This is a genomic window from Deefgea salmonis (genome assembly GCF_020531905.1).
In the GTDB taxonomy this organism is placed as follows: Bacteria; Pseudomonadota; Gammaproteobacteria; order Burkholderiales; family Chitinibacteraceae; genus Deefgea; species Deefgea salmonis.
Genome location: NZ_JAJAWG010000003.1, coordinates 264,635 through 289,271 on the forward strand (window position 1 = coordinate 264,635; position 24,637 = coordinate 289,271).

The following is a 24,637-nucleotide window of genomic DNA, read 5'->3' on the forward strand; positions in this document are numbered from 1 at the left end:
TGTCTTGCAATTATCCCACAACTCTTTTAATTTCACATTCATGAATCGCTAGGGGTTCCGATTTAAGCGACTTTTCGGGGGTTAACGCCATGTTTGGCCAACACCACGAGAAGCAATGTCAGCAAATCGGATGAGATATACCCTTGGAACCTGACCCGGCTAATACCGGCGTAGGAAAGCGAGTCGCTGACTTTTTGCGCCCTGACTCCTATGCCGTCTTTTTAAATCACGCGCCAGCGAGCGCGACTGAATCACACTCACCTGAGTTTGAATCAGTGCACAGGAGAACACCATGAACGCAAAAGTAGAATTTTCCGCCGATTCGGCCGTCGTCGATGAAGCCGCCATCAAGCCACTGCCTAATTCACGCAAAATCTATGTCGCCGGTTCACGCAGCGATATTCAAGTGCCGATGCGCGAAATCAGCCAAGCGGATACCCCATTGCAAATGAGCATCAGCGGTGCGGTGGAAAAAAACCCACCGATTTTCGTCTATGACTGTTCTGGCCCTTACACTGATCCTGCGGCTAAAATCGACGTGCGCAAAGGCTTAGAGCCAATTCGTGCGGCGTGGATTGCCGAGCGCAACGACACCGAAGTGCTAGCGGGCCTGACCAGCGAGTTCGGCCGCATGCGCGAAGCCGATCACAGCCTTGATGTATTGCGCTTTGAGCTCAAACGCCAACCGCGTAAGGCGCAAGCCGGCAAAAACGTCTCGCAAATGCATTACGCCCGCCAAGGCATCATCACACCTGAAATGGAATTTGTATCGATTCGTGAAAACATGAATCGTGCCAATTATCTACAAAGCTTACGGACCAGCAGCCCGACTGGCGAAAAAATGTTGGCGATGATGAATCGTCAACACCAAGGCGAAAACTACGGCGCCAATATGCCCGACGAAATCACGCCAGAATTCGTGCGCAGCGAAATCGCTTGCGGCCGTGCCATCATCCCTAACAATATCAATCACCCAGAATGCGAGCCAATGATTATTGGCCGTAATTTCTTGGTGAAGATTAACGGCAATATCGGCAATTCAGCGGTAACGTCGTCGATCACTGAAGAAGTCGACAAAATGACTTGGGGTATCCGCTGGGGTGCTGACACGATTATGGATTTGTCGACTGGCAAAAACATCCATGAAACCCGTGAATGGATTTTACGTAATTCGCCCGTACCCATCGGCACCGTGCCGATCTACCAAGCACTAGAAAAAGTCAACGGCAAGGCCGAAGACCTGACTTGGGAATTGTTCCGCGACACGCTGATCGAGCAAGCCGAACAAGGCGTGGATTACTTCACCATTCACGCTGGCGTATTGCTGCAATACGTGCCGATGACGGCAGGCCGCATGACCGGCATTGTGTCGCGCGGCGGCTCGATTATGGCCAAATGGTGCTTGGCGCATCACCAAGAAAACTTCTTGTACACGCACTTTGAAGACATCTGCCAAATCATGAAGGAATACGACGTCGCCTTCAGTTTGGGCGATGGCTTGCGCCCAGGCTCAATCTGGGATGCCAACGATGAAGCGCAATTGGGCGAACTGAAAACGCTCGGTGAATTGACGCAAATCGCGTGGCAACACGATGTTCAAGTGATGATCGAAGGCCCAGGCCATGTGCCGATGCAATTGATTAAAGAAAACATGGATAAAGAGTTGGACTGGTGCCATGAAGCGCCGTTCTACACCCTTGGCCCATTGACCACCGATATTGCACCGGGTTACGACCACATAACTTCGGCGATTGGCGCGGCGCAAATTGGTTGGTACGGCTGCGCGATGCTGTGCTACGTGACGCCAAAAGAGCATTTAGGATTACCCAACAAAGCCGACGTGAAAGAAGGCATCATCACTTACAAATTGGCCGCGCACGCCGCCGACTTGGCTAAAGGTCATCCAGGCGCGCAGATTCGCGACAATGCACTCTCAAAAGCGCGTTTTGAATTCCGCTGGGAAGATCAGTTCAATCTCGGCCTTGATCCAGACCGCGCGCGTGAGTTTCATGATGAAACGCTGCCCAAAGACAGCGCCAAAGTCGCGCATTTCTGCTCAATGTGCGGCCCACATTTCTGCTCGATGAAAATCACCCAAGACGTGCGCGAATTCGCCGCCAAACAAGGCATCAGCGAAATCGACGCGCTCAAAAAAGGCATGGAAACCAAATCCATCGAATTCATCAAAACCGGTGCCGAGGTATATCACAAACAGTGATACCAGCCGTGGGCTCGAATGATATACCCATAAAAGCATGCGCTATTCAGATGGGGTATTGATACAGTAAAAAGATGTCCATATTGAGTCGATCTCATTCGCTAAATGAGCGCGACTGTTGCTCCTTCCCCCTTGATGGGGGAAGGCTGGGATGGGGGTGAGCTGCACGCCGTCGGATCACCCTCACCCTAACCCTCTCCCATCAAGGGAGAGGGAATGCCGCGATACTTTGGCTACCATCACATCATCTGAACAAGCATCAAAAAAACGCAGCGCCAAATCCTTGGCTGCTGCGTTTTTTATTTCCTGCCAGTCTGAATTCAATCTGACTTACCACACGTGTGACAGCACCAAGGAAATCTCTCGCTCTTTGCTTGAGCCTTGCGCGGTGCTAATCGGCCATTCGCCGACAATACGTACGCTATTGCGGCCCGGTAAGCTGATATTCATCGCCGCGCCAGCCAGCCAATTATCAATTCGATCATGATCGGTTTGGCCGCCACGCGTCACCATGCCGCCGGTTTGATATTCTAACGTTGCCGCCAACCACATCTGGGGGATTACGCTGAAACTCGCCATGGTTTTAAAGTGATATACATTTTTTTGCTCAAATCGACCGATTTTATAATCGGCATTGTCGCCAAACCACGACAGCCCAGCCAAGCCCTCAAACACCCATTGATTCATCGTCCAAGCCAATTGGCATTCGGGCAAAACCATCCAGCGATTGGCGCTGACATTAACGGATTGATTTTTTTGATACGCCGCCGTCGGAATATTAACTTGTAATCCGCAAGCACTGCTGAGCCCATTACGATCGTAGTTTTTTAAGGCATTTCGATCCAAAGCTGGCCGGCGATACAGCCCCACACCAAAGCCCAACATCACATCGCCCACACCATCAGCCTCAGCCGGTTTGCGGCGGCTATTGGTAAACGATTGATCCACCGTGACATACGGCAATTGCACCGCCACATACGCCAATTGCCCTGCAAGATCAAAATATTGCGCCTGCCGCAAGCTCACGCTGTTTTTGTCGACAATCTCGATTTCTCGTGGGCCGCGTGGTGATTCAATCGATTGCTGGCGAAAGCGCAATGAGCTGCGACTGGTATCGTCGGCAACCAAACCAAATTGACGCGGATCTGCCGCATGCGTTGGCAAACTCAGCAGGGCCAACGCCCAAATGCAGTGCCACTTTAATCCATTCATCCACATCCACCGGCCTAAAATCCAATCAAACAATATACGGACTTTACCTTATATGGCAGCAACACTTACAAACAAAATTAAAATCAGCCGTGGATTGAGTAAGGCAAACAACAGACCCACGATCTTTGCTTTAACAGCAGCAAAATCAGCCTAGCCAATCACACCGCTAAGCCTTTGAATACGTTATACTTCTGCCCCTTCGCCTGACTTGCTCTGGATTGCATTATGCTTTTGCCGCACCAACTTGAATTACTTGCCCCAGCCAAAACCGCCGAAATCGCCCGAGAAGCCATTTTGCACGGCGCAGATGCGGTGTATATCGGCGGCCCAAGTTTTGGCGCGCGGCACAATGCCAGCAATCCGATCGAAGACATCAGCGCCTTAGTTCAATTTGCCCATCGCTATCATTCACGGGTGTTTGTCACGCTCAATACCATCTTGCACGACAACGAACTCGAACCGGCGCGCCAGCAGATTATTCAGTTGTATGAAGCCGGCGTGGATGCGCTGATTGTGCAAGACATGGGCGTACTTAAACTCGATATTCCACCGATTCAGCTGCACGCCAGTACGCAATGCGATATTCGTAACCCTGAAAAAGCCAAATTTTTATCCGATGCCGGTTTCTCGCAAATCGTGTTGGCGCGTGAATTGGGCGTAAAGCAAATCCGCGACATCAGCGCCGCCGTGGGCGATAGCGCGACGATTGAATACTTTATCCACGGCGCTTTATGCGTGGCGTTTTCTGGCCAATGCAATATCAGCCATGCGGCAACCAATCGCAGCGCCAATCGCGGTGATTGCTCGCAAGCTTGCCGCCTGCCCTACACCTTGACCGACCACAAAGGCCAAGTGGTGGCGTTTGATAAGCATTTGCTGTCGATGAAAGACAACGACCAAACCGATAATCTCGCGTTGCTGGTCGACGCTGGCGTGCGCTCGTTCAAAATCGAAGGCCGCTATAAAGACGCGCAATACGTTAAAAACATCACCGCGCATTACCGCCGCCATCTGGATGAAATCCTCGAACAACGCCCCGATCTTGCGCCCGCATCGAGTGGCCGCAGCGAGATTTTCTTTACCCCCAACGTCGATAAAACTTTCCACCGTGGCCATACCGATTATTTTGCCACTGAGCGCAAAACCGATATTGGCGCGTTTGATTCGCCCAAATACGTCGGTCTGCCAGTGGGTACCATCACTCGCGTCACCGACAAGTTCTTTGAAATTCAAATCATCGATGCGAGCGAGCCGCTGGCGAACGGCGATGGTTTGAATTACATGAAAAAACGCGAAGTGGTCGGCGTGCAAGCCAATATCGTTGAAGCCATTGATAAAGCGACTGGCTTATTCCGCGTATTCCCGAATGAAGCTATGAGCGAGCTTGTTGGCCTTAAGGCAGGTATTGGCATGAACCGCAATCGGGATCATGCTTGGGAGCAGATACTCAATAAAAAATCCGCTGAACGTAAAATCGGCGTGTGGCTCAATTTGTCTGAAACTGCGACGGGTCTTGCGCTCACGATTACCGATGCCGATGGCTGTACGGTGACGGTTGATGCGCCGATGCCACTCGAAGTTTCACAAAATGTAGATAAAGCATGGAGCGGTTTGATTGGCGGCCTCGGTAAACTCGGCAATACGATGTTTTACGCCGAGGACGTATCACTCAATCTGAGCCAGCCTTGGCATGTTGCCGCCTCAGCGATTAATGCGCTGCGTCGCGAAGCGGTTGAGCAACTGGAAGTCGCCCGCGTTGCCGCGTGGCCGAAACAACAACGCAAAACGCCAGTTGAACCGCCAGCAATCTATCCCGATGAAACGCTGTCGTTTTTGGGTAATGTGTATAACAAAAAAGCACGCGAATTTTACCAAGAGCACGGCGTAAAACTCATTGCTGCAGCCTACGAGGCACACCAAGAAGCCGGTGAAGTGCCGTTAATGATTACCAAGCATTGCCTGCGGTTTTCGTTTGAACTGTGCCCGAAACAAGCCAAAGGCGTGATCGGTGTCAAAGGCCAAATCAAAGCCGAGCCGATGACATTATCCAACGACAAAGAAAGCTATACGCTCAAGTTTGATTGCAAGCCGTGCGAAATGCATGTGATGGGCAAAATGAAACCGCATATTTTAAAATCGCCGCCACCGTCGATTATTCCAGTGCAAACCATTACCTTTCACAAAGCCAAACCAGAACCGGAAGGCTATAGCCATTAAACAACGCCACAAAAAAATGCCGCCCTAGCGGTAATGCCGTTCACTTAAGCCAAGTGAACGGCATTTTTTTCCTCGATTTCATTGCAGGTATCGCTTTTAACGCAAAGGTACAGAGAAAATCAACTGAAAAACCCTGATTTTCCTCCGCGCCTCTGCGCCTCTGCGTCAGGTTTTCAGGGTTTGTCGTTAAGTGAACTGTATTTGCCCTAGGGCGGCATTTTTTTGCCGAAAGATGTCAATCTTTAACTTAAGGTTGCGCCGCTGCATCCAGCGGCGTGCGCCACGGCGGTAAGGGCGCATATTGCGTCAATAATTGACTCACTCGCGCTACCCCATCGGGCGAGCCGACCAGTGAGGCTGGCGAGACGCCATTGAGCTCCACATGTGGGCAGGTAATCCACTTCACCACCGTATCTAAATCACCCAATTTTGTTTCAGCCATATCAATCACCGCCAGCCAAGGCATGAGCAATTGCGGCTCAAATTGCACTACCGCCATTAAATCAGCATGCAAATCAGGCTGGCCTGCCAGCTCTCGCTCGAGTAATTCAAAAAAAATGCCAATTCGCGTTAAATCCATCATGGCCTCTACTGGCGACATTAACTTTGAGTATAGCGATCAAGCGCATAAAATTCAGTGCTTAGCGACATATACCGACGATTAATAAGCAATGTTCAGATTTGATGTTGATTGCTTACATCACAAGCGCTTGAGCCGATCGACTGCAGCCCCTTCCCCCTCGATGGGGGAAGGTTGGGATGGGGGTGTTGAGCTTACAAAACACGCCGGCGGATCACCCTCACCCTAACCCTCGCCCATCAAGGGAGAGGGAATGCCGCGACGCTGAGCATCAACACGTAATCTGAACACCATCAGGCGTCAACGCCATCGATGCTCAACTCCCACCTCTCAATAACGCGCCATATTCGGCTCAACATCATTGGCCCACGCCGCAATGCCGCCGTCTAAATTAATCATATTTTCAAAGCCTTGCCGCTCCAAAAATCCCGCCACCTGATAACTGCGCACGCCGTGATGGCAAATCACCACGTAAGTGGCATCTGGATCTAAGCGCGTTTGCTCGCTGGGGATGTGATTCATCGGCAGATTTTGACTGCCGTTAATTTGGCATAAAGCCACTTCCCAAGGCTCGCGAACGTCTAATAATTGAGGCGCTGCACGGCTTGAATCTTGCAGCCAGAGGTAAAGATCGTTTGGACTAATATGTTGCATTTTTGCTGGCCTTTGCATACCACGACAACGCAAAAATAATGCGTTGCGTATTTAAAATCGATTCAGTTTGAGCGCCAGAGATCGCGACTCCCCCCAAGTTTGCTGACCAATCCTTACCATAACAGCGAGTACATCGATGACGAGCAAACCACGATGCAAACCCACTTTGGCTCAACGATTTGGCGCATGGCGCGCAAATTAAATCAGTTTCAGCCTAGAGGCAATCAATTTAATTGATTACCATGGCCGCTGCTCGCTTTCGCAAGCCTTTTTTGGAGTTGTCATGACTTATCTTTATAGCTTATTCGCACTCACCATTGGCCTCATTATTCCCTTGCAAGCCGCCATCAATAACCAGCTCAAGTCGATCATCGGCCACAGTACTTTACTCGCTGCCTTAGTGTCTTTTTCGGTTGGTACGCTGGCCTTACTTTGCATTAGTCTGGCGACTGGGCAAAAAATCAGCGCCTTGGCGCAACTACCCAAAGCCGAACCGTGGATGCTGCTCGGCGGCCTGCTTGGTGCGGTATTTGTTTTTGGCACCACCTTGATTGCCCCCAAGCTGGGTGCGGCGACGATGTTGTCGCTCATTATCACCGGACAAATTATCGCTTCGATGCTGTTTGATCGCTTTGGCTGGTTTGCCATGCCGATGAAAGACTTGAGCTGGCCACGCTTACTCGGCGCGGCCTTGATTATTGTCGGTGTGCTCTTGGTGAACTTTGGCAATGATTGGCTTAAAGCCAAAACTTAAGCCCCAAGCGAGCGCGCCCAATGGCCGTACTTGTTAAATCGGCGGCAAAACGTCGACAGAGCCTAGACCAAGCCTTTTTGCTGCGCCCAAAATACGCCAGCAATGGTTTTGGCATCGGTAATGCGGCCATCGAGCACGCCAGCGACCAGCTCAGACATACTCATCGTAATGCTTTCTAAAAATTCACCGTCATCGAGTTGGCGCTCACCGGCGGTTAAGTCTCGCGCCAAATACAATTTAATTTCTTCGTCGGTATACGAAATAATCGGGTGAATCACCCCCAGATATTCCCAAGACGCGGCGCTATAGCCGGTTTCTTCTAATAATTCGCGCTGCGCGCAAGCCAAAGGATCTTCGCCAGCATCGAGTTTGCCGGCAGGAAACTCAATAAATACCCGATCTAATGGATAACGAAATTGCCGCTCAAGCAATAATCGGCCATCGGCCAACTGTGGAATCACCATCACCGCGCCCGGATGCTTGATGTATTCACGCGTTGCGGTGCTGCCGTCGGGTAAACGCACGGTATCGCAAAAAGCATTGAGCAATTTGCCTTTAAATAAGGGCTGGCTAGAGAGCGTTTCTTCGATTAAATGGCGATCTACTGACATGATATGGATCCATAAAAAAAGGCGACCTTGCGGCCGCCCAGTTTAACCCGTTTTGTCAGTCATTCCGCAACAGTCTGCAGGCTGCGTTGCCGCGCCATACCATTGATGACGCCTACTAATTGCTTAAAGTTTCACCGCTTGGGTATGCCAAATGCGATCGGCGTATTCTTTAATTGTTCGATCCGATGAAAAATACCCCATTGCCGCCACATTTAAAATCGCTTTTCGCGCCCAAAGATCGGGCTTGGCAAATAGCGCATCGACTTTGGCCTGCATGGCAACATAGGCTTCAAAATCGGCCAATAATTGGTAATGATCGCCCCAATTGACCAAGGTATCAAAAATCACCCGATAACGCTCTGGCTCAGTCGGGCTAAAAAAGCCCGACGCCAACATATTGAGCGTATCGCGTAGCGCTTTATTGTTTTCATAAATGCTGCGCGGATTGTAACCATCGCGGCGTAATGCGCTGACTTCTTCGCTGGTATGGCCAAAGATAAATAGATTATCGCCACCGATGGCCTCTTGCATTTCCACATTAGCCCCATCCAAAGTGCCAATGGTTAATGCGCCATTGAGGGCAAATTTCATATTGCCGGTACCCGAGGCTTCGGTGCCGGCGGTGGAGATTTGCTCGGATAAATCAGCCGCCGGAATAATCATTTCGGCCAAACTCACGCTGTAATTGGGTAAAAACACCACCTTTAATCGATCGCCAATTCGTTCGTCATTATTGATCTTAATGCCGACATCATTAATCAATTGAATAATCAATTTGGCCATATGGTAGGCCGACGCGGCTTTACCGGCAAAAATCACCACGCGTGGTTGCCATTTTTTATCGGGCTCGGCCAAAATTTGGTTATATCGCGTAATTACGTGTAATACATTAAGCAACTGGCGTTTGTATTCATGAATTCGTTTGACTTGCACATCAAACAAAGCATTTGGATTAATCACGCCGCCTAAAGTACGCGCCACATACATGGCTAAGCGTTTTTTATTGGCTAATTTAGCCGCGCGAAACTCAGCAACAAACAATGGAAAATCAGCGTGCGTTTTAAGTTCAACTAATTCATTTAAATTAACCCGCCAAGTTTGGCCGATGGTTTTATCAATTAAACGCGATAAATCCGGATTGGCCAAAGCCAACCAACGGCGCGGCGTTACGCCATTGGTGACATTGGTAAATCGATCGGGATATAAACGGGCAAAATCAGCAAAAATTGATTCCACCATCAACGCCGAATGCAGCGCCGACACGCCATTCACTTGATGGCTAGCAATCACCGCCAAATACGCCATTCTGACTTTTCGTTCGCCCTGCTCATCAATTAAAGACACGCGGCGTAAAAAATCAAAATCATTGGGAATAATTAATGCCACTTCTTTTAAAAAAGCTTCATTTAAATCAAAAATAATTTTTAAATGTCGTGGCAATAAGCGCCCCAGCATATTGACTTCCCAAGTCTCTAATGCTTCAGACATCAAAGTATGATTGGTATAGCTAAATACTTTACCGGTAATGGCCCAAGCTTCTCGCCATTCATAATGATATTCGTCGATTAATAAGCGCATTAATTCCGGAATCGCCAACACCGGATGAGTGTCATTTAAATGAATCGCGACTTTATCGGCCAAATGATCCAAATTTTCATGAGTACTTAAATAGCGATGAATAATATCTTGCAAACTGGCAGCAACAAAAAAATACTCTTGCCGTAAACGCAATTCTTTACCGACTAAAGTGGAATCATCAGGATATAACACTCGAGATACGTTTTCAGAGAGATTTTTTTCTTCTACTGCCGAGAAATAATCGCCCTGATTAAACTTAGATAAATTAATTTCACGCGTCGAGCGCGCCGTCCACAGCCGCAAGGTATTGGTCGATTTAGTGGCAAATCCAGGAATAATAATATCGTGCGCCACCGCCAAAACATCGTGCTGGCTATCGAGCCAGCGCACACTGCTGCCTTCTTGCTCCAATCGACCGCCAAAACGCACGCGGTAACACACTTCATCGCGCGGAAAATCAACAATATTGACCGATCCCAACCAAGTATCGGGCACTTCAACTTGGCGGCCTTCAATAATGCGCTGCTTAAACATGCCAAATTGATAGCGTATGCCGTAGCCCATGCCCGGAATACCCAAGGTCGCCATCGAATCCAAAAAACACGCTGCCAAACGCCCTAAGCCGCCATTGCCCAACGCCGCATCGGGCTCTAAACCCACTAACTCATCGTAATCAACACCCATTTCATCGAGCGCAGTACGCACCACGTCTTCCATATCCAGCGCCAATAAGGCATTGGATAAGGCGCGGCCAATCAAAAACTCCATCGATAAGTAATACACCCGCTTTAAGTCTTGCGAGTACTGCGCTCGGGTGGTTTCCATCCAGCGCTCGACCATTTGATCGCGCACCGCTAAAAACGTTGCCTCCATCCAATCTTTGGGCTGGGCGGCGCGCGGATCTTTGCCGATGGAATACATTAATTTATTGGCAATGGCTTTTTTCATCAGTTCGGCATCATACAAAGCCGCCGAGTCATACTGGAAAGGCAAATTCATCAGCAATACCCCCAAACGAAAGCAATGGCAAAAACCACGCGCCATCGGTTTTGAACGAACAATTAAGCGCCTAAGCTGCGATACAAATCGTGGTATTGCAAGGCGGCACTATGCCAGCCAAAGTCGGTGCACATGGCTTCTTGCCGCACGGCTTTCCAGTCTTTCGGCCTGGCCCACAAGGCAAAGATGCGGCGAATACCCTGGGTGAGTTCTTCTTTGGAGAACGCATTAAATACCGCGCCGGTGGCAATACCGTCTTGTAAATTTTCTAAAGAGCAATCCATCACCGTGTCGGCCAAGCCCCCCACTCGGCGCACTAAGGGCAGCGCACCGTATTTCAAACCGTAAAGCTGCGTTAAACCACACGGCTCAAAGCGACTTGGCACCATGATCACATCGCTACCGGCCATAATTTGATGCGAAAGTGCTTCGTCGTAACCGATTTTGACCGCTACTTGCAGCGGATTTTCGGCGGCAGCGGCGACAAAAGCCGCTTCCATTGCCGCGTCGCCGCTACCCAGCAACACAAACTGCCCGCCGCGATCGGTGATTTCATTGAGTGCCGCCAGCACCAAGTGCAAACCTTTTTGCTCTGTTAAACGGCTGACAACGGCAAACAGCGGTTTTTCCGTGGCATGCTCTAAACCCATTACCACTTGTAATGCCGCTTTGCACTTGGCTTTGCCGGCTAATTTATCCGCGCTATAGTTCGCGGCAATCAAGGCATCATTGGCCGGATGCCAAACCGCCTCATCCACGCCATTTAAAATGCCAGACAACACGTCTTGCCGTGCGCGCAATAAGCCATCTAAGCCACAGCCTTGCTCTGGCGTGGTCATTTCTTGGGCATACGTTGGCGACACCGTCGTGATTCGGTCGGCGTAATAAATGCCCGCTTTCATAAACGAGATTTGCCCATGAAATTCCAAGCCATTTAATGCAAAAAAATGCGCGGGTAACTCAAGCTGCGCAAAATGATCGGCGGGGAAAATTCCCTGATACGCCAGATTATGAATCGTAAACACGCTCGTCGCTGGGCGTCCTGCTGCAGCCAAATACGCTGGCACTAAACCAGCATGCCAATCATGCGCGTGCACAATGGCTGGTCGCCAATAGGTGTCAACCCCCTCAGCAATGCGCGTTGCCACCCAAGCCAGCAGCGCAAAACGCAGATGATTATCGGCATAGGGATGATGGTTACCATCTTGATACGGATTACCGCCTCGAGCGTATAAATGCGGTGCGTCGATGACATACACGCCAATCTCATCTGGCGTGCGCCCAAATTTTAACGTGACCGTGCCGGCCAATGCTTCAAACGTGGCCACATCGCTCATCGCCGTTAAACCCGCCAAAATCGAGGGAAAACCCGGCAATAACACCCGAACATCGCAGGCCAAAGGCGCCAAAGCCAATGGCAGCGCCCCCGAAACATCCGCCAAGCCACCGGTTTTGAGTAATGGAAACATTTCGGCACAAACATGAAGCACTCGCATTATTTAAAACCTTGTCGAAAGTTAATCGTTGGCGCTTGAAGGACTGGAATTGGGGATTGGGGATTGGGGATTGGGGATTTGGAAAAATACTTCATTCCCCATTCCCCATTCCCCATTCCCTACTCCCCATCCCCCATTCCCTACAACTTATCCAGCATATCCCGCGTCACCAAAACAACGCCGGTTTCGGTGCGGTGAAAGCGGCGTTCGTCGTCTTCGGCGTTTTCACCAATGATGGTGTTTTCGGGGATTTCACACGCACGGTCAATGATGCAGCGCCGAATGCGCGAGCCTCGGCCGATCACCACTTGCGGCAAAATCACCGTGGAATCCACGGTGCAAAATGAATGAATTCGCACTTGCGAAAACAGCACCGAATTAATCACCAGCGAGCCCGAAACAATACAACCGCCCGAGACCAAAGAATTAAGCGTCATGCCGTGGCTGCCATTACGATCTTGCACAAACTTGGCAGGCGGCAATTGCTCTTGTAGCGTCCAGATCGGCCAATTGGTGTCATACACATCGAGTTCAGGCGTGACGGAGGCCAAATCTAAGTTAGCCGCCCAATACGCGTCCACCGTCCCCACGTCGCGCCAATACGGCTCGCCGCTGGACTCGGTCATCACGCACGACAAACTAAACGGATGCGCAAACGCCTTGCCTTCTAAAACACTTTTGGGAATTAAATCTTTGCCAAAATCATGGCTAGAACCGGCCAGAACAATATCTTCTTCAAGTAAACGCTCTAAATAACGGGTATTAAAGATATACACCCCCATTGAGGCCAAAGAGACATTGTCATTGCCCGGCATGGCGGGTGGCGATTCGGGTTTTTCGATAAAATCGATGATTTTTCGCGATTCATCGACGGCCATCACGCCAAATGCGCTCGCTTCGGCACGCGGCACTTCAATGCAAGCGACAGTGACTTCGGCGCCAAGCAATACGTGGTCCACCAGCATCCGTGAGTAATCCATTTTATAAATGTGATCACCCGCCAAAATCACCACGTATTCGGAGCGATAGGTGCGCAAAATATCTAAATTTTGATAAATCGCATCGGCGGTGCCGCGATACCAATGCGCTTCGTCAACCCGCTGCTGCGCGGGCAGCACATCAACAAATTCATTCATTTCATTGCGTAAAAAAGACCAGCCGCGCTGTAAATGACGCATTAAAGAATGCGATTTATATTGTGTAATCACCCCAATTCGGCGCACGCCCGAATTAATGCAATTGGATAAAGCAAAATCAATAATGCGAAACTTACCGCCAAAATGAACCCCAGGCTTGGCGCGATGATCGGTCAATTGCTTGAGCCGAGAACCGCGCCCGCCCGCCAACACCAGCGCCACCGCACGGCTAGGTAATTGACGCGCTAAAGTGGCTTTATCTATCAATTGCATTTCCATGGGTCTTGCTCCGTGTGATTTAGGCGCTGCGACGTTTTAAGTGCCGGCCGTGCCGCAGGCACTTAAAAATCAGTCCGTAAAACGAATCTATTTAAGTCACAACGGTGGCCACTTCGCGGCCAGTGCGTTGTTCGATTTGCGCCAATTGCTCAGCAATGGCAATTAATCCAGCCAAAGCCGTTTGCGTTGGCACGGCATGCCCAGCGGCATCGGCGACGAATTTTTCGAGGTAAACGCGCAGCGTTGCGCCATCCGTGCCGGTGCCCGACAAGCGAAACACCACACGGCTGCCATCGGTCATCACCACGCGAATGCCTTGCTGCTCGCTGCTTGAACCATCAATCGGGTCGTCATAGGCAAAATCATCAGCCAGTTGCACCGTGAATTCACCGAGGATTTGCCCCGCCAACGTCGGTAACTGACAGCGTAAATGCGCCATCAAGTCATTGGCCGCCGCCGTATCGAGCGCTTCGTAATCATGCCGCGAATAAAAATGCCGGCCATATTCTTGCCAATGCTGCTGCACAATGGTTTCAACCGACAAATCGGTCACGGCGAGTAAATTGAGCCAAAACAGCACGGCCCACACGCCGTCTTTTTCGCGCACATGGTCCGAGCCCGTGCCATAGCTTTCTTCGCCGCACAAAGTGACTTGGCCAGCATCAAGCAAATTGCCAAAAAACTTCCAACCGGTTGGCGTTTCAAAGCAGGCAATACCGCGCTTTTTGGCCACCGCATCCACGGCGCACGACGTCGGCATTGAGCGGGCCACGCCAGCAAGACCGCGCACATAGCCCTTGATTTTCTCGGCATTGGCCGCCATTACCGCCAAACTATCGGATGGGGTGACAATAAAATGCCGGCCTAGAATCATATTGCGATCGGCATCGCCATCACTGGCCGCGCCAAAATCCGGCACGATGCTGCCGCGCTCGCCAAACAAATGCGCCACCAAATCATCGGCATACACTGGATTGGGGTCGGGATGTAAACCGCCAAAATCGGGAAGCGGAATACCATTGACCACCGTGCCTTGTGGCGCGCCGAGTAAATCCTCAAGAATGCGCTTGGCATACGGACCAGACGCGGCGGACATCGCGTCAAATCGCATCTGATGGCCAGCAGCAAACCAAGCGCGAATCGCGGCAAAATCAAACAAATCAGCCATCAGTTCGGCGTAATCGGCAACCGAGTCGAGCACCACCACCTGCATATTGCCAAGGGTATATTCACCGATGACATCAATATCAAGGTCTGGCGCGGTATACGTCTTGTATTCATTGATCGTTGTCGTGCGGAAATAAATCGCTTCGGTGATTTTTTCCGGCGCTGGCCCGCCGTTACTGACGTTGTATTTAATGCCGAAATCACCATCGGGCCCGCCTGGATTGTGCGAAGCCGATAAAACAATGCCACCCACCGCTGCGTATTTGCGAATGAGGCAGCTCACCGCTGGTGTTGAGAGCAGCCCTGCTTGGCCAACCAGCACCTTGGCAACGCCATTGGCGGCGGCCATTTTTAAGATGGTCTGCACCGCGACGCGGTTATAAAAACGACCATCGCCGCCCAGCACCAGCGTCGCGCCGTTTAATTCGGGCACCACATCAAAAATCGCTTGCACGAAGTTTTCTAGGTAATGCGCTTGCTCAAACACCGTTACTTTTTTGCGTAAACCTGAAGTACCAGGACGTTGACCAGCATAAGGCTGGCTTGCTACGGTTAAAACACCCATTCGATCCTCTTTAATCGCCTTGATTACGGCTTAAATCTCTTTGTAAAATCGTGACGCTGCGCGCCGCAACGCGGCAGTCTTTGCCACTAAAGTCTGACTGTGGGTCGCCCGTGCTGGCTAAGCGTATGGCCCAAATCCCAGCAGGCAAATGAAAATGAATCTGATGCGCAGAAGCATTCATCAACACCAATAGATTTTTGGCTAAACACACCATCAACGCGCGCCCTGCAGCGTCTTCCCAGTCGTGCGCTTGCAATGGTTGGCCCGATGGATTGAGCCACACCACATCTTGAATCTCATCTTCGTCGGGCTGACCCGTCCACCAACGGCTGTTTTGCAACACCGCGCATTCTCGACGAATTTTAATCAGTTCGGCGACATAATCGGTCAGTTTGTGATCAGCTTGCGACCAATTTAACCAAGAAATCGCGTTATTTTGACAATACGCATTGTTATTGCCTTGCTGAGTGTGGCCAATTTCATCCCCAGCAAGCAACATCGGCGTGCCTTGGCTGAGTAATAAAGTGGCTAAAATCGCCTTGGTCGCCCGCATCCTGAGGAGCAAAATCCCCGGATCTTCGCTTGCCCCTTCCAAGCCACAATTCCAACTGTAATTGTGGCTATGTCCATCGCGATTATGTTCTTTATTAGCCAAATTATGCTTGTGGTTATACGACACCAAGTCGCGCAAATTAAAGCCGTCGTGCGCCGTAACAAAATTAAGCGACGATTTAGGACTACGGCGTTGTTTATGAAAAATATCGCTTGAGGCCGCAAACCGCCGCGTAAATAAAGCGCGATTCACCCCGTCATGCAGCCAAAATTTACGCATGACATCCCGATATTGATCGTTCCATTCGGTCCAAGTTTGCGGAAAATGCCCGACTTGATAACCGCCCGCGCCAATATCCCAAGGTTCGGCAATCATTTTCACCGTCGATAGCTGCGGATCTTGCGCGATGGCGGCAAAAAATGGCGCGTTGCTGGTAAATTGCCCCTCCAATCGCCCCATAATCGGCGCTAAATCAAAACGAAAGCCATCGACATGGCATTCGTTCACCCAATAACGCAAGCTATCCATCACCAATTGCAACACCCGAGGATGCGAGACATTGAGCACATTGCCGCAACCGCTCCAGTTCTCATAATGTGCGGCGTTGTTGGGATTGAGCACGTAGTAATTGGCGTTATCAATGCCGCGAAATGACAGCGTTGGTCCGCGATGATCTTGCTCGGCAGTATGGTTAAACACCACGTCCAAAATCACTTCGACACCGGCTAAATGCAAGGCTTTGACCATATCGCGAAATTCTGACAAGGGCGTAGTGCCAGCGCGGTGCGACCAATAACTGGCTTCAGGGCTAAAAAAATTAATGCTGTTATAACCCCAGTAATTTTGCAACTCGAGCTGCATTAAGCGCGGCTCATCCAAATGACAATGCACCGGCAGCAATTCAATGGCGCTAATGCCAAGTTTTTTAAAATGCGCCAGCATCACCGGATGGCCAATGCCCGCGTATGAGCCGCGAATCTCGGCCGGAATCTCTGGGTGCAATTGCGTTAAGCCGCGCACATGCGCTTCGTAAATCACTGTTTTTGACCAATCGGTATTGGGCGCCTCATCCCCTTCCCAATCATAAGCTTCGTGGATCACCCGCCCTTTTAATGCCACGGCAGTATTGTCATCAACACTGGCTAATTCGGGCTTGGCAGCCTGATACCCAAAGTGCAAGGCGCTATCACACCACTGGCCAACCACTGCTTTGGCATACGGATCGAGTACGATTTTATGCGGATTAAAATACTGCCCTTCTGCCGGACGATAAGGACCACTCACCCGATAGCCATAAATAAGTCCCGGCTGGGCATCGGGTAAATAGCCGTGCCAAATACCATGACTACAATGGGCAACGGGCAAGCTGGCGCTTACAACTTGCCCACTGTGATCGAACAAGCACAAGGTCACGGCGCTGGCGTTTTCGCTAAAAAGCGCAAAATTCACCCCGTCACCATCAAATGTCGCCCCCAAAGGATAAGGGGTTCCTTTGCTTAGCATGCAGTTTCACTCCAGCGTAAATACAGCGTTGCTAATGGGGGTATCGTCATGCAGATAGAATCTACTCTGCCATGCGCTGAAATACCCTCACTTAAGAGCAGAACATTCCCCAGATTACTGCCACCATAAAAATAGGAATCGCTATTGAGTATTTCTTGGTAAAAACCCGCCTTGGGCACGCCAAGACGATAACCATGTCTGGGCACTGGCGTGAAATTACTCACCACCACCACAAATTCATCGGCCACGTCGCCGTGGCGAATAAAACTAAAAATCGACTGTTCGCCCTCATCATGCGCAATCCACTCAAAGCCGCGCGGTGCAAAATCGAGCTGATACAGCGCGGCTTGCTGGCGGTAAGTGTGGTTTAAATCCTTCACCAATTGCTGCACACCCCGATGATGGCCGTGTTCGGCGTCGAGTAAATGCCAATCCAAACTGGTTTCGTGTTGCCACTCGGCCACTTGCGCCAGCTCGCAGCCCATAAACAGTAATTTTTTGCCCGGATGGCCCCACATAAAGGCGTAATACGCGCGCAAATTGGCAAATTTTTGCCAATCATCCCCGGGCATTTTGCTCAATAGCGAGCCCTTACCATGCACCACTTCGTCGTGCGATAAAGGCAATACAAAATTTTCTGAAAAAGCGTACACCAAGCCAAAAGTCATTTTGTGGTGATGATATTGACGGTTAATTGGGTCTTCTTGCATGTACGACAGCGTGTCGTTCATCCAACCCATATTCCATTTGTAATGAAAACCCAAACCGCCCATCGCTGGCGGGCGCGATACCGCAGGAAATGACGTTGATTCCTCGGCCAAAGTCACGGCTGATGGCCGCTCAACGCCAACGACTTCATTCATCCGGCGGATAAAATCAATCGCTTCAAGGTTTTCTCGGCCACCAAATTGATTGGGAATCCATTCACCGTCTTTGCGCGAATAATCGCGGTACAGCATTGAGGCCACCGCATCCACCCGCAGCCCATCAATGCCATAGCGTTCCAGCCAATACAGCGCATTGCCAATCAAGAAATTACGTACTTCATTGCGGCCAAAATTGTAAATCAGCGTATTCCAATCGGGATGAAAGCCCTCACGCGGATCGCTGTGCTCGTACAAAGGCGTGCCATCAAATTGCGCCAAACCATGCCGATCCGCCGGAAAATGCCCCGGCACCCAATCTAAAATCACCCCAATGCCAGCGGCTTGGAATGTGGCCACCATAAAGCGAAAATCATCAGGGGTACCATATCGGGAGGTTGGCGCATAAAGACCTAGCGGCTGATACCCCCATGAACCATCAAATGGATGCTCGCTAATCGGCAATAGTTCAATATGGGTAAAGCCCATATCGAGCACATAGGCGAGTAATTCGGTTGCCAATTCGCGATAAGTCAGCCAGCGATTGTTGTCTTCAGGGCGTCGCCGCCAAGAGCCCAAATGCACTTCATAAATCGAGATCGGAGCGTTGAGTGCATTGGCCGCCTTGCGGCTTGCCGTACCTTCAATCCATGCCGGTAATTGCGCCACTCGCGACGCTGTAGCTGGGCGTAATTCCGCCGAAAAAGCATACGGGTCGGCCTTACATTCAACCTGACCTTGTTGATCGATAATTTGATATTTGTAGGCTTGGCCGACTTCCACCTGCGGCAAGAAAATCTCCCATACGCCGCATTCTTTGCGTAAGCGCATGGCATGGCGCCGACCATCCCAGCAATTAAAATCGCCAACCACCGCCACCCGCCGCGCGTTGGGGGCCCACACCGCAAAACTCACGCCAGCAACGCCGTCTTGAGTACAACAATGCGTTCCCAATCGCTCGTAAGGACGTAATTGATTGCCTTCGGCCAATAACCATAAATCCATCTCACCCAAAATCGGCGCAAAGCGGTATGGATCGTCAATATCAACGGTCTTATCTTGCCATTGCACGCGTAATTGATACGCAAAGCAATGCACCCGGCGTGGCACCACCACGGCAAAAAAACCACGCTCATCGATACAATCAAAATCCGCTAGCTTTTTACCGGTTTTGCTTTCAATTAAACTACAGTGCCTCGCCGTAGGTAGCCAGGCTCGCACTTGCACTGTGTTGTCAACGATATGCATACCCAAGAAAGAAAATGGGTCCGCTTCCTGACCAGAACAAACGGCGGCAACGCGGGCTAAATCAACTGAAATCATCGAAACCTCGATCGGCGGTAGCTTGCGCAATGATTGTTTATAGTCAAACCTAAGACTAACTGCTGAGTTAGCAGGGCTTATCGATCTTATGTGTTTGCAATGAACTTACGCAAGACGAAATGAAGCGGCGTTCTATATTGCCGACACACAGTAAGGAATATCAACCATGAAAAAGTCCGATTGGTGGCGCGGTGCAGTCATTTATCAAATCTACCCACGCAGCTTTATGGATAGCAATAATGACGGAGTTGGTGATTTGCGCGGTATTTTGCAGCGTTTACCTTATTTGCAATCGCTTAATGTTAATGCCTTGTGGATTTCGCCATTTTTTAAATCGCCAATGGCCGATTTTGGCTACGATGTCAGCGATTATTGTGCGGTCGACCCGCTGTTTGGCGACTTGACCGATTTTGATGCGCTGATTCAAGCAGCGCACAAAGCCAAACTCAAAATCATCATCGACCAAGTGCTATCGCATACGTCTGATCAGCACGAATGGTTTATTGAGAGCCGCAGTTCACGAAACAATGCCAAAGCCGATTGGTATGTTTGGGCTGATCCACAACCGGACGGCACGCCGCCGAATAATTGGTTGTCGGTGTTTGGTGGCAGCGCTTGGCAATGGGATGCGCGCCGCTGCCAATATTATTTGCACAATTTTTTAAGCAGCCAGCCGGATTTAAATTTCCATTGCAAAGCGGTGCAAAAAGCGCTGCTCGCTGAGCTGGAATTTTGGTTGCTACGCGGCGTAGATGGCTTTCGATTTGATGCGTGTATTTTTCATTTTCATGATGCGCTATTGCGCAACAATCCACCGGCGCTGGTCGCCGACACCACCAGCGTTGCGGCGAGCAATCCTTATGGCATGCAGCAGCATTTATACGATAAATCGCAGCCCGAAAATTTGGCCTTTTTAAAAAAAATCCGTAAACGACTCAATCGCTATCGCGCCACCAGCATTGGTGAAATTGGCGACGATGATTCACCGAAACGCATTGCTGAATATACCGAGGGCGGTGACAAATTCCATCAAGCGTATAGCTTTGATTTACTCACCGAAACCTTTAGTGCCGCGCATATTCGCCAGCGCGTAGAAATCATGGAAAGCCAATTTGCCGCACTGGCCAACCCCGGCTGGACGTGTTGGTCGCTGGGCAATCACGATGTACCCCGCGTTGCCACGCGCTGGGGCAAAGGCCGCGGCGGCGCGCCCTTTTCTAAGCTAATGATTGCCTTGCAAGGCAGCTTGCGTGGTTCGGTGTGCTTATATCAAGGCGACGAGCTGGGTCTACCCGAGGCCGACATCCCATTTGAATTATTGCAAGACCCATATGGCAAAACATTCTGGCCCGAATTTAAAGGCCGCGATGGTTGCCGCACGCCCATGCCGTGGCAAATAGACGCGCCTTTTGCTGGCTTTAGCGGCACCACGCCGTGGTTGCCGATCTCGTCAGAGCAGCAAGCACTCAGTGTTAATGTGCAAGATAAACCGCGTGACTCGATATTAAACTTCACTCGGCGGTTTTTCGCTTGGCGACGGAAAAATCGATTATTAGTACTCGGCGACATCACCTTTTTGGCCGCGCCTGAACCGATTTTGCTGTTTGAGCGCAGCGGCAATGGCGAAAAAATGTTAATCGCGTTTAACCTCAGCAAGGACGAGCACCGCATCAAACTGCCCAAACAATGGCAAAACATCGCCACCATGGATGGCCACGGTTTAATGGGCGGCGCCATCGTCAAGCAGCAGATTGTGCTACAAGCTTGGGGCGGTTATTTCGGCAAAGTTGAATAAGACGATCGTTTGCCGATTTGGTGTTGATGCAGTGCCACTCGCACTTAAAACCATCCACACCAAATCAGCACTGAAGCTACAAAGTATGTGTATATGCTGGTAGCTGCCATTAAATAATAGCTAGCGGCATATACCATCGAAAATACACAGATTACGGATTCATCCAACTCCAAATCACAAGTCACACTGCTACTTCATTCAATGTCGCTCAATCTCAAGTCACCAAGCTCAAGCCGTGCCGCATTAAAAACTCAATCCCGCATCCAGCCGTGCCCTACTCAACAAAGCAACAATCGACAGCGATTGGCAATAAGGGCTGTAGAGCACTCGCTGTAGGGTATAAAACCGAGTAAAATAGTCAGCTTTTCAGCTCCCATTGAAATCAATCCCATGCTTGAGCGTTTGCGTGAAAATATCCGCGTGGTTTTTGACCGCGATCCTGCTGCCCGTTCAACACTCGAAGTGATTACGTGTTACCCGGGATTTCATGCGCTCACTTTGCATTTAATCGCCAATAACTTATGGCGTCGCGATTGGAAACTGCTTGGGCGTATCATCTCGCACACTTCGCGTTTTTTGACTGGCATCGAGATCCATCCGGGCGCAACCATTGGCCGTCGGGTCTTTATCGATCATGGCATGGGTATGGTGATTGGCGAGCACGCCATCATTGGCGACGATTGCTCGCTCTACCACGGAATTACTTTGGGCGGCTTAGGGCTGGCATCCAAACCCGGTAAGCGCCACCCGACGCTCGGTAAAGGCGTGGTGATTGGCGCTGGCGCTAAAATCATTGGCCCGATTGACATCGGCGACGATGCCAAAATCGGCCCCAATGCGGTGGTGATTAAAGACGTGCCAGCGGGCGCGACGATGGTGGCCAATTTAGCGCGCATGGTCGACAAATCGCTCGATCAACAACGCGCCGAAAAAGCCGAGCAATTGGGCTTTTCAGCTTACGGTGTGGGCAGTGATATGAATGATCCGATGGTGAAAGCGATTCATGCGCTACTGGATCATTCGGTCACCACCGATCAACGCCTAGAAATGGTGCTACAGCGCTTAGAACAACTCGGCGTAGACTGCAGCCAAGAAAGAGCCAGCGTAGATCAATTTGACCCCAAACATCTGAATGAAATCGTCGATTAAAATACCGATTAGGTGGTTCGGATTGTGCGCAAAAACGCCGCCAAATCGCATTTTTTAAGTGAAATCAAAGGCCTGTCGCCGAGCAATAATACGCCCTCGAAAGTCAAGCTTAATCCCGACTAATTTAGTCGGGCTTTTACTTGACTAAAATAGTCGGGATTTGATACCATCAAAACAAGATAAATCAGCAGAGAAACCTCATGCGCTTGACCACCAAAGGCCGCTTCGCCGTTACCGCGATGCTTGATCTGGCACTACGCCAAGCCGGTGGTCCCGTTACGCTTGCTGGAATTAGCGAGCGGCAACATATCTCACTGTCTTATTTAGAACAATTATTCGGTAAATTACGTCGCCGCGAATTGGTTGAAAGCGTGCGCGGCCCAGGCGGCGGTTATTGCCTTGCTCGGCCCGCAGCCAAAATCAATGTCGCCGAAATCATTCAGGCGGTGGACGAGCCGATCGACGCTACGCAATGCGGCGGCAAAGAAAACTGTCGTGACGAAGGCCGCTGTATGACCCACGATTTGTGGAGCGATTTAAGCAGCACCATTTTTGATTATTTATCTGGGATTACCTTGGGTGATTTAATCGATAAACAAAACAATAAATTAAAGCGCTGCAGTGATAAAACCGGTGTTTTACAAGACAAGCGCGCCAGCAATACCGCTAGCCACTGAGCGGCAAATGACTACACGGGGCCAACCCCATCGATTTTGAAATTGGAGCAAGACCTATGAATCTGTCACATCCGATCTATCTTGATTACTCGGCGACAACGCCAGTTGATCCACGCGTTGCGGCCAAGATGATTCCTTATCTAACCGAAATGTTTGGCAACCCAGCAAGTCGCTCGCATCCCTTTGGCTGGGAAGCTGAAGCGGCTGTCGAAGAAGCGCGGGAACAAGTAGCGGCTTTGGTTAATTGCGACCCCAAAGAAATCGTTTGGACTTCGGGTGCGACAGAATCAATTAACTTGGCACTCAAAGGTGCGGCGCACTTTTATAAAGCCAAGGGTCAACACATCATCACAGTAAAAACCGAGCACAAAGCCACGCTAGACACCGTGCGTGAACTTGAGCGCGAAGGTTTTGAAGCGACTTACCTCGATGTGCAAGACAATGGTCTACTCGATTTAGAAGCGCTCAAAGCCGCGATCCGCCCTGATACGATTTTGATTTCGGTGATGTCAGTCAATAACGAAATCGGCGTGATTCAAGACATTGCAGCGATCGGTGAAATCTGCCGCGAACGTGGCATCGTTTTTCATGTTGATAGCGCCCAAGCCACCGGCAAAATCGACCTTGATTTGTCGAGCTTAAAAGTCGATTTGATGAGTTTTTCAGCACATAAAACCTACGGCCCGAAAGGCATGGGTGCACTGTATGTACGCCGTAAACCGCGCATTCGCCTAGAAGCGCAAATGCACGGTGGCGGCCATGAGCGTGGTTTCCGTTCAGGCACCTTAGCAACGCATCAAATCGTCGGCATGGGTGAAGCGTTCCGCATTGCCCGGGAAGACATGGCTGAAGAAAATAAACGCATCGGCGCACTGCGTGATCGTTTGTGGAATGGCCTCAAGGAAATCGAAGAAACGCATTTAAACGGCGATATGGCGCAACGTGTTCCGCATAACTTGAACGTGAGTTTCAATTATGTCGAAGGCGAATCGCTGATTATGGCGCTCAAAGATTTGGCAGTATCATCCGGCTCGGCCTGTACTTCTGCTTCGCTAGAGCCATCGTACGTCTTGCGCGCCTTGGGCCGCTCGGACGAATTGGCACACAGCTCGATTCGTTTCACCATTGGCCGCTTTACCACTGAAGCTGAAATCGACTTTGCGATTGAATTGATCAAGGGCAAGATCGACAAGCTGCGTGCCTTGTCGCCATTGTGGGATATGTATAAAGAAGGCATCGATATCAGTACCATCGAATGGGCGGCGCATTAACACAGAGAATAGGGATTAGGGAATGGTCAAGCGCATT

The 24,637-nt window shown here is 50.4% G+C and carries 16 protein-coding genes, 1 pseudogene and 1 riboswitch; of the genes and pseudogenes, 7 read left to right on the plus strand and 10 right to left on the minus strand.

Annotation, left to right across the window (positions count from 1 at the left end):
* Positions 1 to 40: 40 nt before the first annotated feature.
* Positions 41 to 194, plus strand: a riboswitch (TPP riboswitch).
* A 98-nt stretch (positions 195 to 292) separates the two neighbouring features.
* Positions 293 to 2,218 carry a phosphomethylpyrimidine synthase ThiC gene (gene thiC, locus LG219_RS07530; RefSeq protein WP_226763905.1) on the plus strand — a complete coding sequence of 642 codons (1,926 nt, stop codon included), beginning with the start codon at positions 293 to 295 and terminating at the stop codon, positions 2,216 to 2,218.
* 330 nt (positions 2,219 to 2,548) lie between these two features.
* Here thiC and LG219_RS07535 read toward each other — a convergent pair whose 3' ends face one another.
* Entirely contained in the window at positions 2,549 to 3,430 is an 882-nt protein-coding gene (locus tag LG219_RS07535) for a transporter (protein ID WP_226763906.1), read from the minus strand.
* A gap of 225 nt (positions 3,431 to 3,655) precedes the next feature.
* On the opposite strand from LG219_RS07535, the gene LG219_RS07540 reads away from it, so the two are divergent.
* Complete coding sequence (locus tag LG219_RS07540) at positions 3,656 to 5,647, plus strand: peptidase U32 family protein (RefSeq protein WP_250647234.1); 1,992 nt, start codon at positions 3,656 to 3,658, stop codon at positions 5,645 to 5,647.
* Between the two features lie 247 nt (positions 5,648 to 5,894).
* Here the strand turns inward: LG219_RS07540 and LG219_RS07545 are convergent, their stop codons facing one another.
* Positions 5,895 to 6,230 carry an antitoxin Xre/MbcA/ParS toxin-binding domain-containing protein gene (locus LG219_RS07545; RefSeq protein WP_226763907.1) on the minus strand — a complete coding sequence of 112 codons (336 nt, stop codon included), beginning with the start codon at positions 6,228 to 6,230 and terminating at the stop codon, positions 5,895 to 5,897.
* 327 nt (positions 6,231 to 6,557) lie between these two features.
* Positions 6,558 to 6,881 carry a rhodanese-like domain-containing protein gene (locus LG219_RS07550; protein WP_226763908.1) on the minus strand — a complete coding sequence of 108 codons (324 nt, stop codon included), beginning with the start codon at positions 6,879 to 6,881 and terminating at the stop codon, positions 6,558 to 6,560.
* A gap of 283 nt (positions 6,882 to 7,164) precedes the next feature.
* Between LG219_RS07550 and LG219_RS07555 the strand changes: the two genes are divergently transcribed.
* On the plus strand, positions 7,165 to 7,635 hold the full coding sequence (locus LG219_RS07555; RefSeq protein ID WP_226763909.1) for a DMT family transporter: 471 nt from the start codon (positions 7,165 to 7,167) through the stop codon (positions 7,633 to 7,635).
* Positions 7,636 to 7,697: 62 nt separating this feature from the next.
* On the opposite strand, the gene LG219_RS07560 is transcribed toward LG219_RS07555, so the two are convergent.
* The 7 genes and pseudogenes from LG219_RS07560 to glgB all read right to left on the minus strand — a co-directional run.
* Entirely contained in the window at positions 7,698 to 8,246 is a 549-nt protein-coding gene (locus LG219_RS07560; protein WP_226763910.1) for an NUDIX domain-containing protein, read from the minus strand.
* Between the two features lie 123 nt (positions 8,247 to 8,369).
* Positions 8,370 to 10,823: a glycogen/starch/alpha-glucan family phosphorylase gene (glgP, locus tag LG219_RS07565; RefSeq protein ID WP_226763911.1), complete on the minus strand. Its 2,454-nt coding sequence runs from the start codon at positions 10,821 to 10,823 to the stop codon at positions 8,370 to 8,372.
* A gap of 62 nt (positions 10,824 to 10,885) precedes the next feature.
* The gene (gene glgA, locus LG219_RS07570; RefSeq protein ID WP_226763912.1) at positions 10,886 to 12,319 is read right to left on the minus strand and encodes a glycogen synthase GlgA; all 1,434 of its coding nucleotides are present in this window, start codon (positions 12,317 to 12,319) and stop codon (positions 10,886 to 10,888) included.
* A gap of 140 nt (positions 12,320 to 12,459) precedes the next feature.
* A complete protein-coding gene (glgC, locus tag LG219_RS07575; protein WP_226763913.1) occupies positions 12,460 to 13,734 on the minus strand; it encodes a glucose-1-phosphate adenylyltransferase in 1,275 nt (424 codons plus the stop codon).
* 91 nt (positions 13,735 to 13,825) lie between these two features.
* Positions 13,826 to 15,466: an alpha-D-glucose phosphate-specific phosphoglucomutase gene (locus tag LG219_RS07580; RefSeq protein WP_226763914.1), complete on the minus strand. Its 1,641-nt coding sequence runs from the start codon at positions 15,464 to 15,466 to the stop codon at positions 13,826 to 13,828.
* A 10-nt stretch (positions 15,467 to 15,476) separates the two neighbouring features.
* On the minus strand, positions 15,477 to 17,522 hold the full coding sequence (glgX, locus tag LG219_RS07585) for a glycogen debranching protein GlgX (protein WP_226763915.1): 2,046 nt from the start codon (positions 17,520 to 17,522) through the stop codon (positions 15,477 to 15,479).
* Positions 17,516 to 19,684, minus strand: a pseudogene (gene glgB, locus LG219_RS07590) (1,4-alpha-glucan branching protein GlgB); the annotation flags it as partial. The gene glgX and the pseudogene glgB, both read right to left, overlap by 7 nt.
* A 190-nt stretch (positions 19,685 to 19,874) precedes the next feature.
* Between glgB and LG219_RS07595 the strand changes: the two are divergent.
* From LG219_RS07595 to LG219_RS07610, 4 genes are all read left to right on the plus strand, one after another.
* On the plus strand, positions 19,875 to 21,503 hold the full coding sequence (locus LG219_RS07595) for an alpha-glucosidase (RefSeq protein WP_226763916.1): 1,629 nt from the start codon (positions 19,875 to 19,877) through the stop codon (positions 21,501 to 21,503).
* A 390-nt stretch (positions 21,504 to 21,893) separates the two neighbouring features.
* Complete coding sequence (gene cysE, locus LG219_RS07600) at positions 21,894 to 22,652, plus strand: serine O-acetyltransferase (protein WP_226763917.1); 759 nt, start codon at positions 21,894 to 21,896, stop codon at positions 22,650 to 22,652.
* Between the two features lie 200 nt (positions 22,653 to 22,852).
* On the plus strand, positions 22,853 to 23,329 hold the full coding sequence (iscR, locus tag LG219_RS07605; protein ID WP_226763918.1) for a Fe-S cluster assembly transcriptional regulator IscR: 477 nt from the start codon (positions 22,853 to 22,855) through the stop codon (positions 23,327 to 23,329).
* Between the two features lie 56 nt (positions 23,330 to 23,385).
* Positions 23,386 to 24,600, plus strand: coding sequence for an IscS subfamily cysteine desulfurase (locus LG219_RS07610; protein ID WP_226763919.1), 1,215 nt, complete (start codon positions 23,386 to 23,388; stop codon positions 24,598 to 24,600).
* The last annotated feature ends 37 nt before the right edge of the window (positions 24,601 to 24,637 follow it).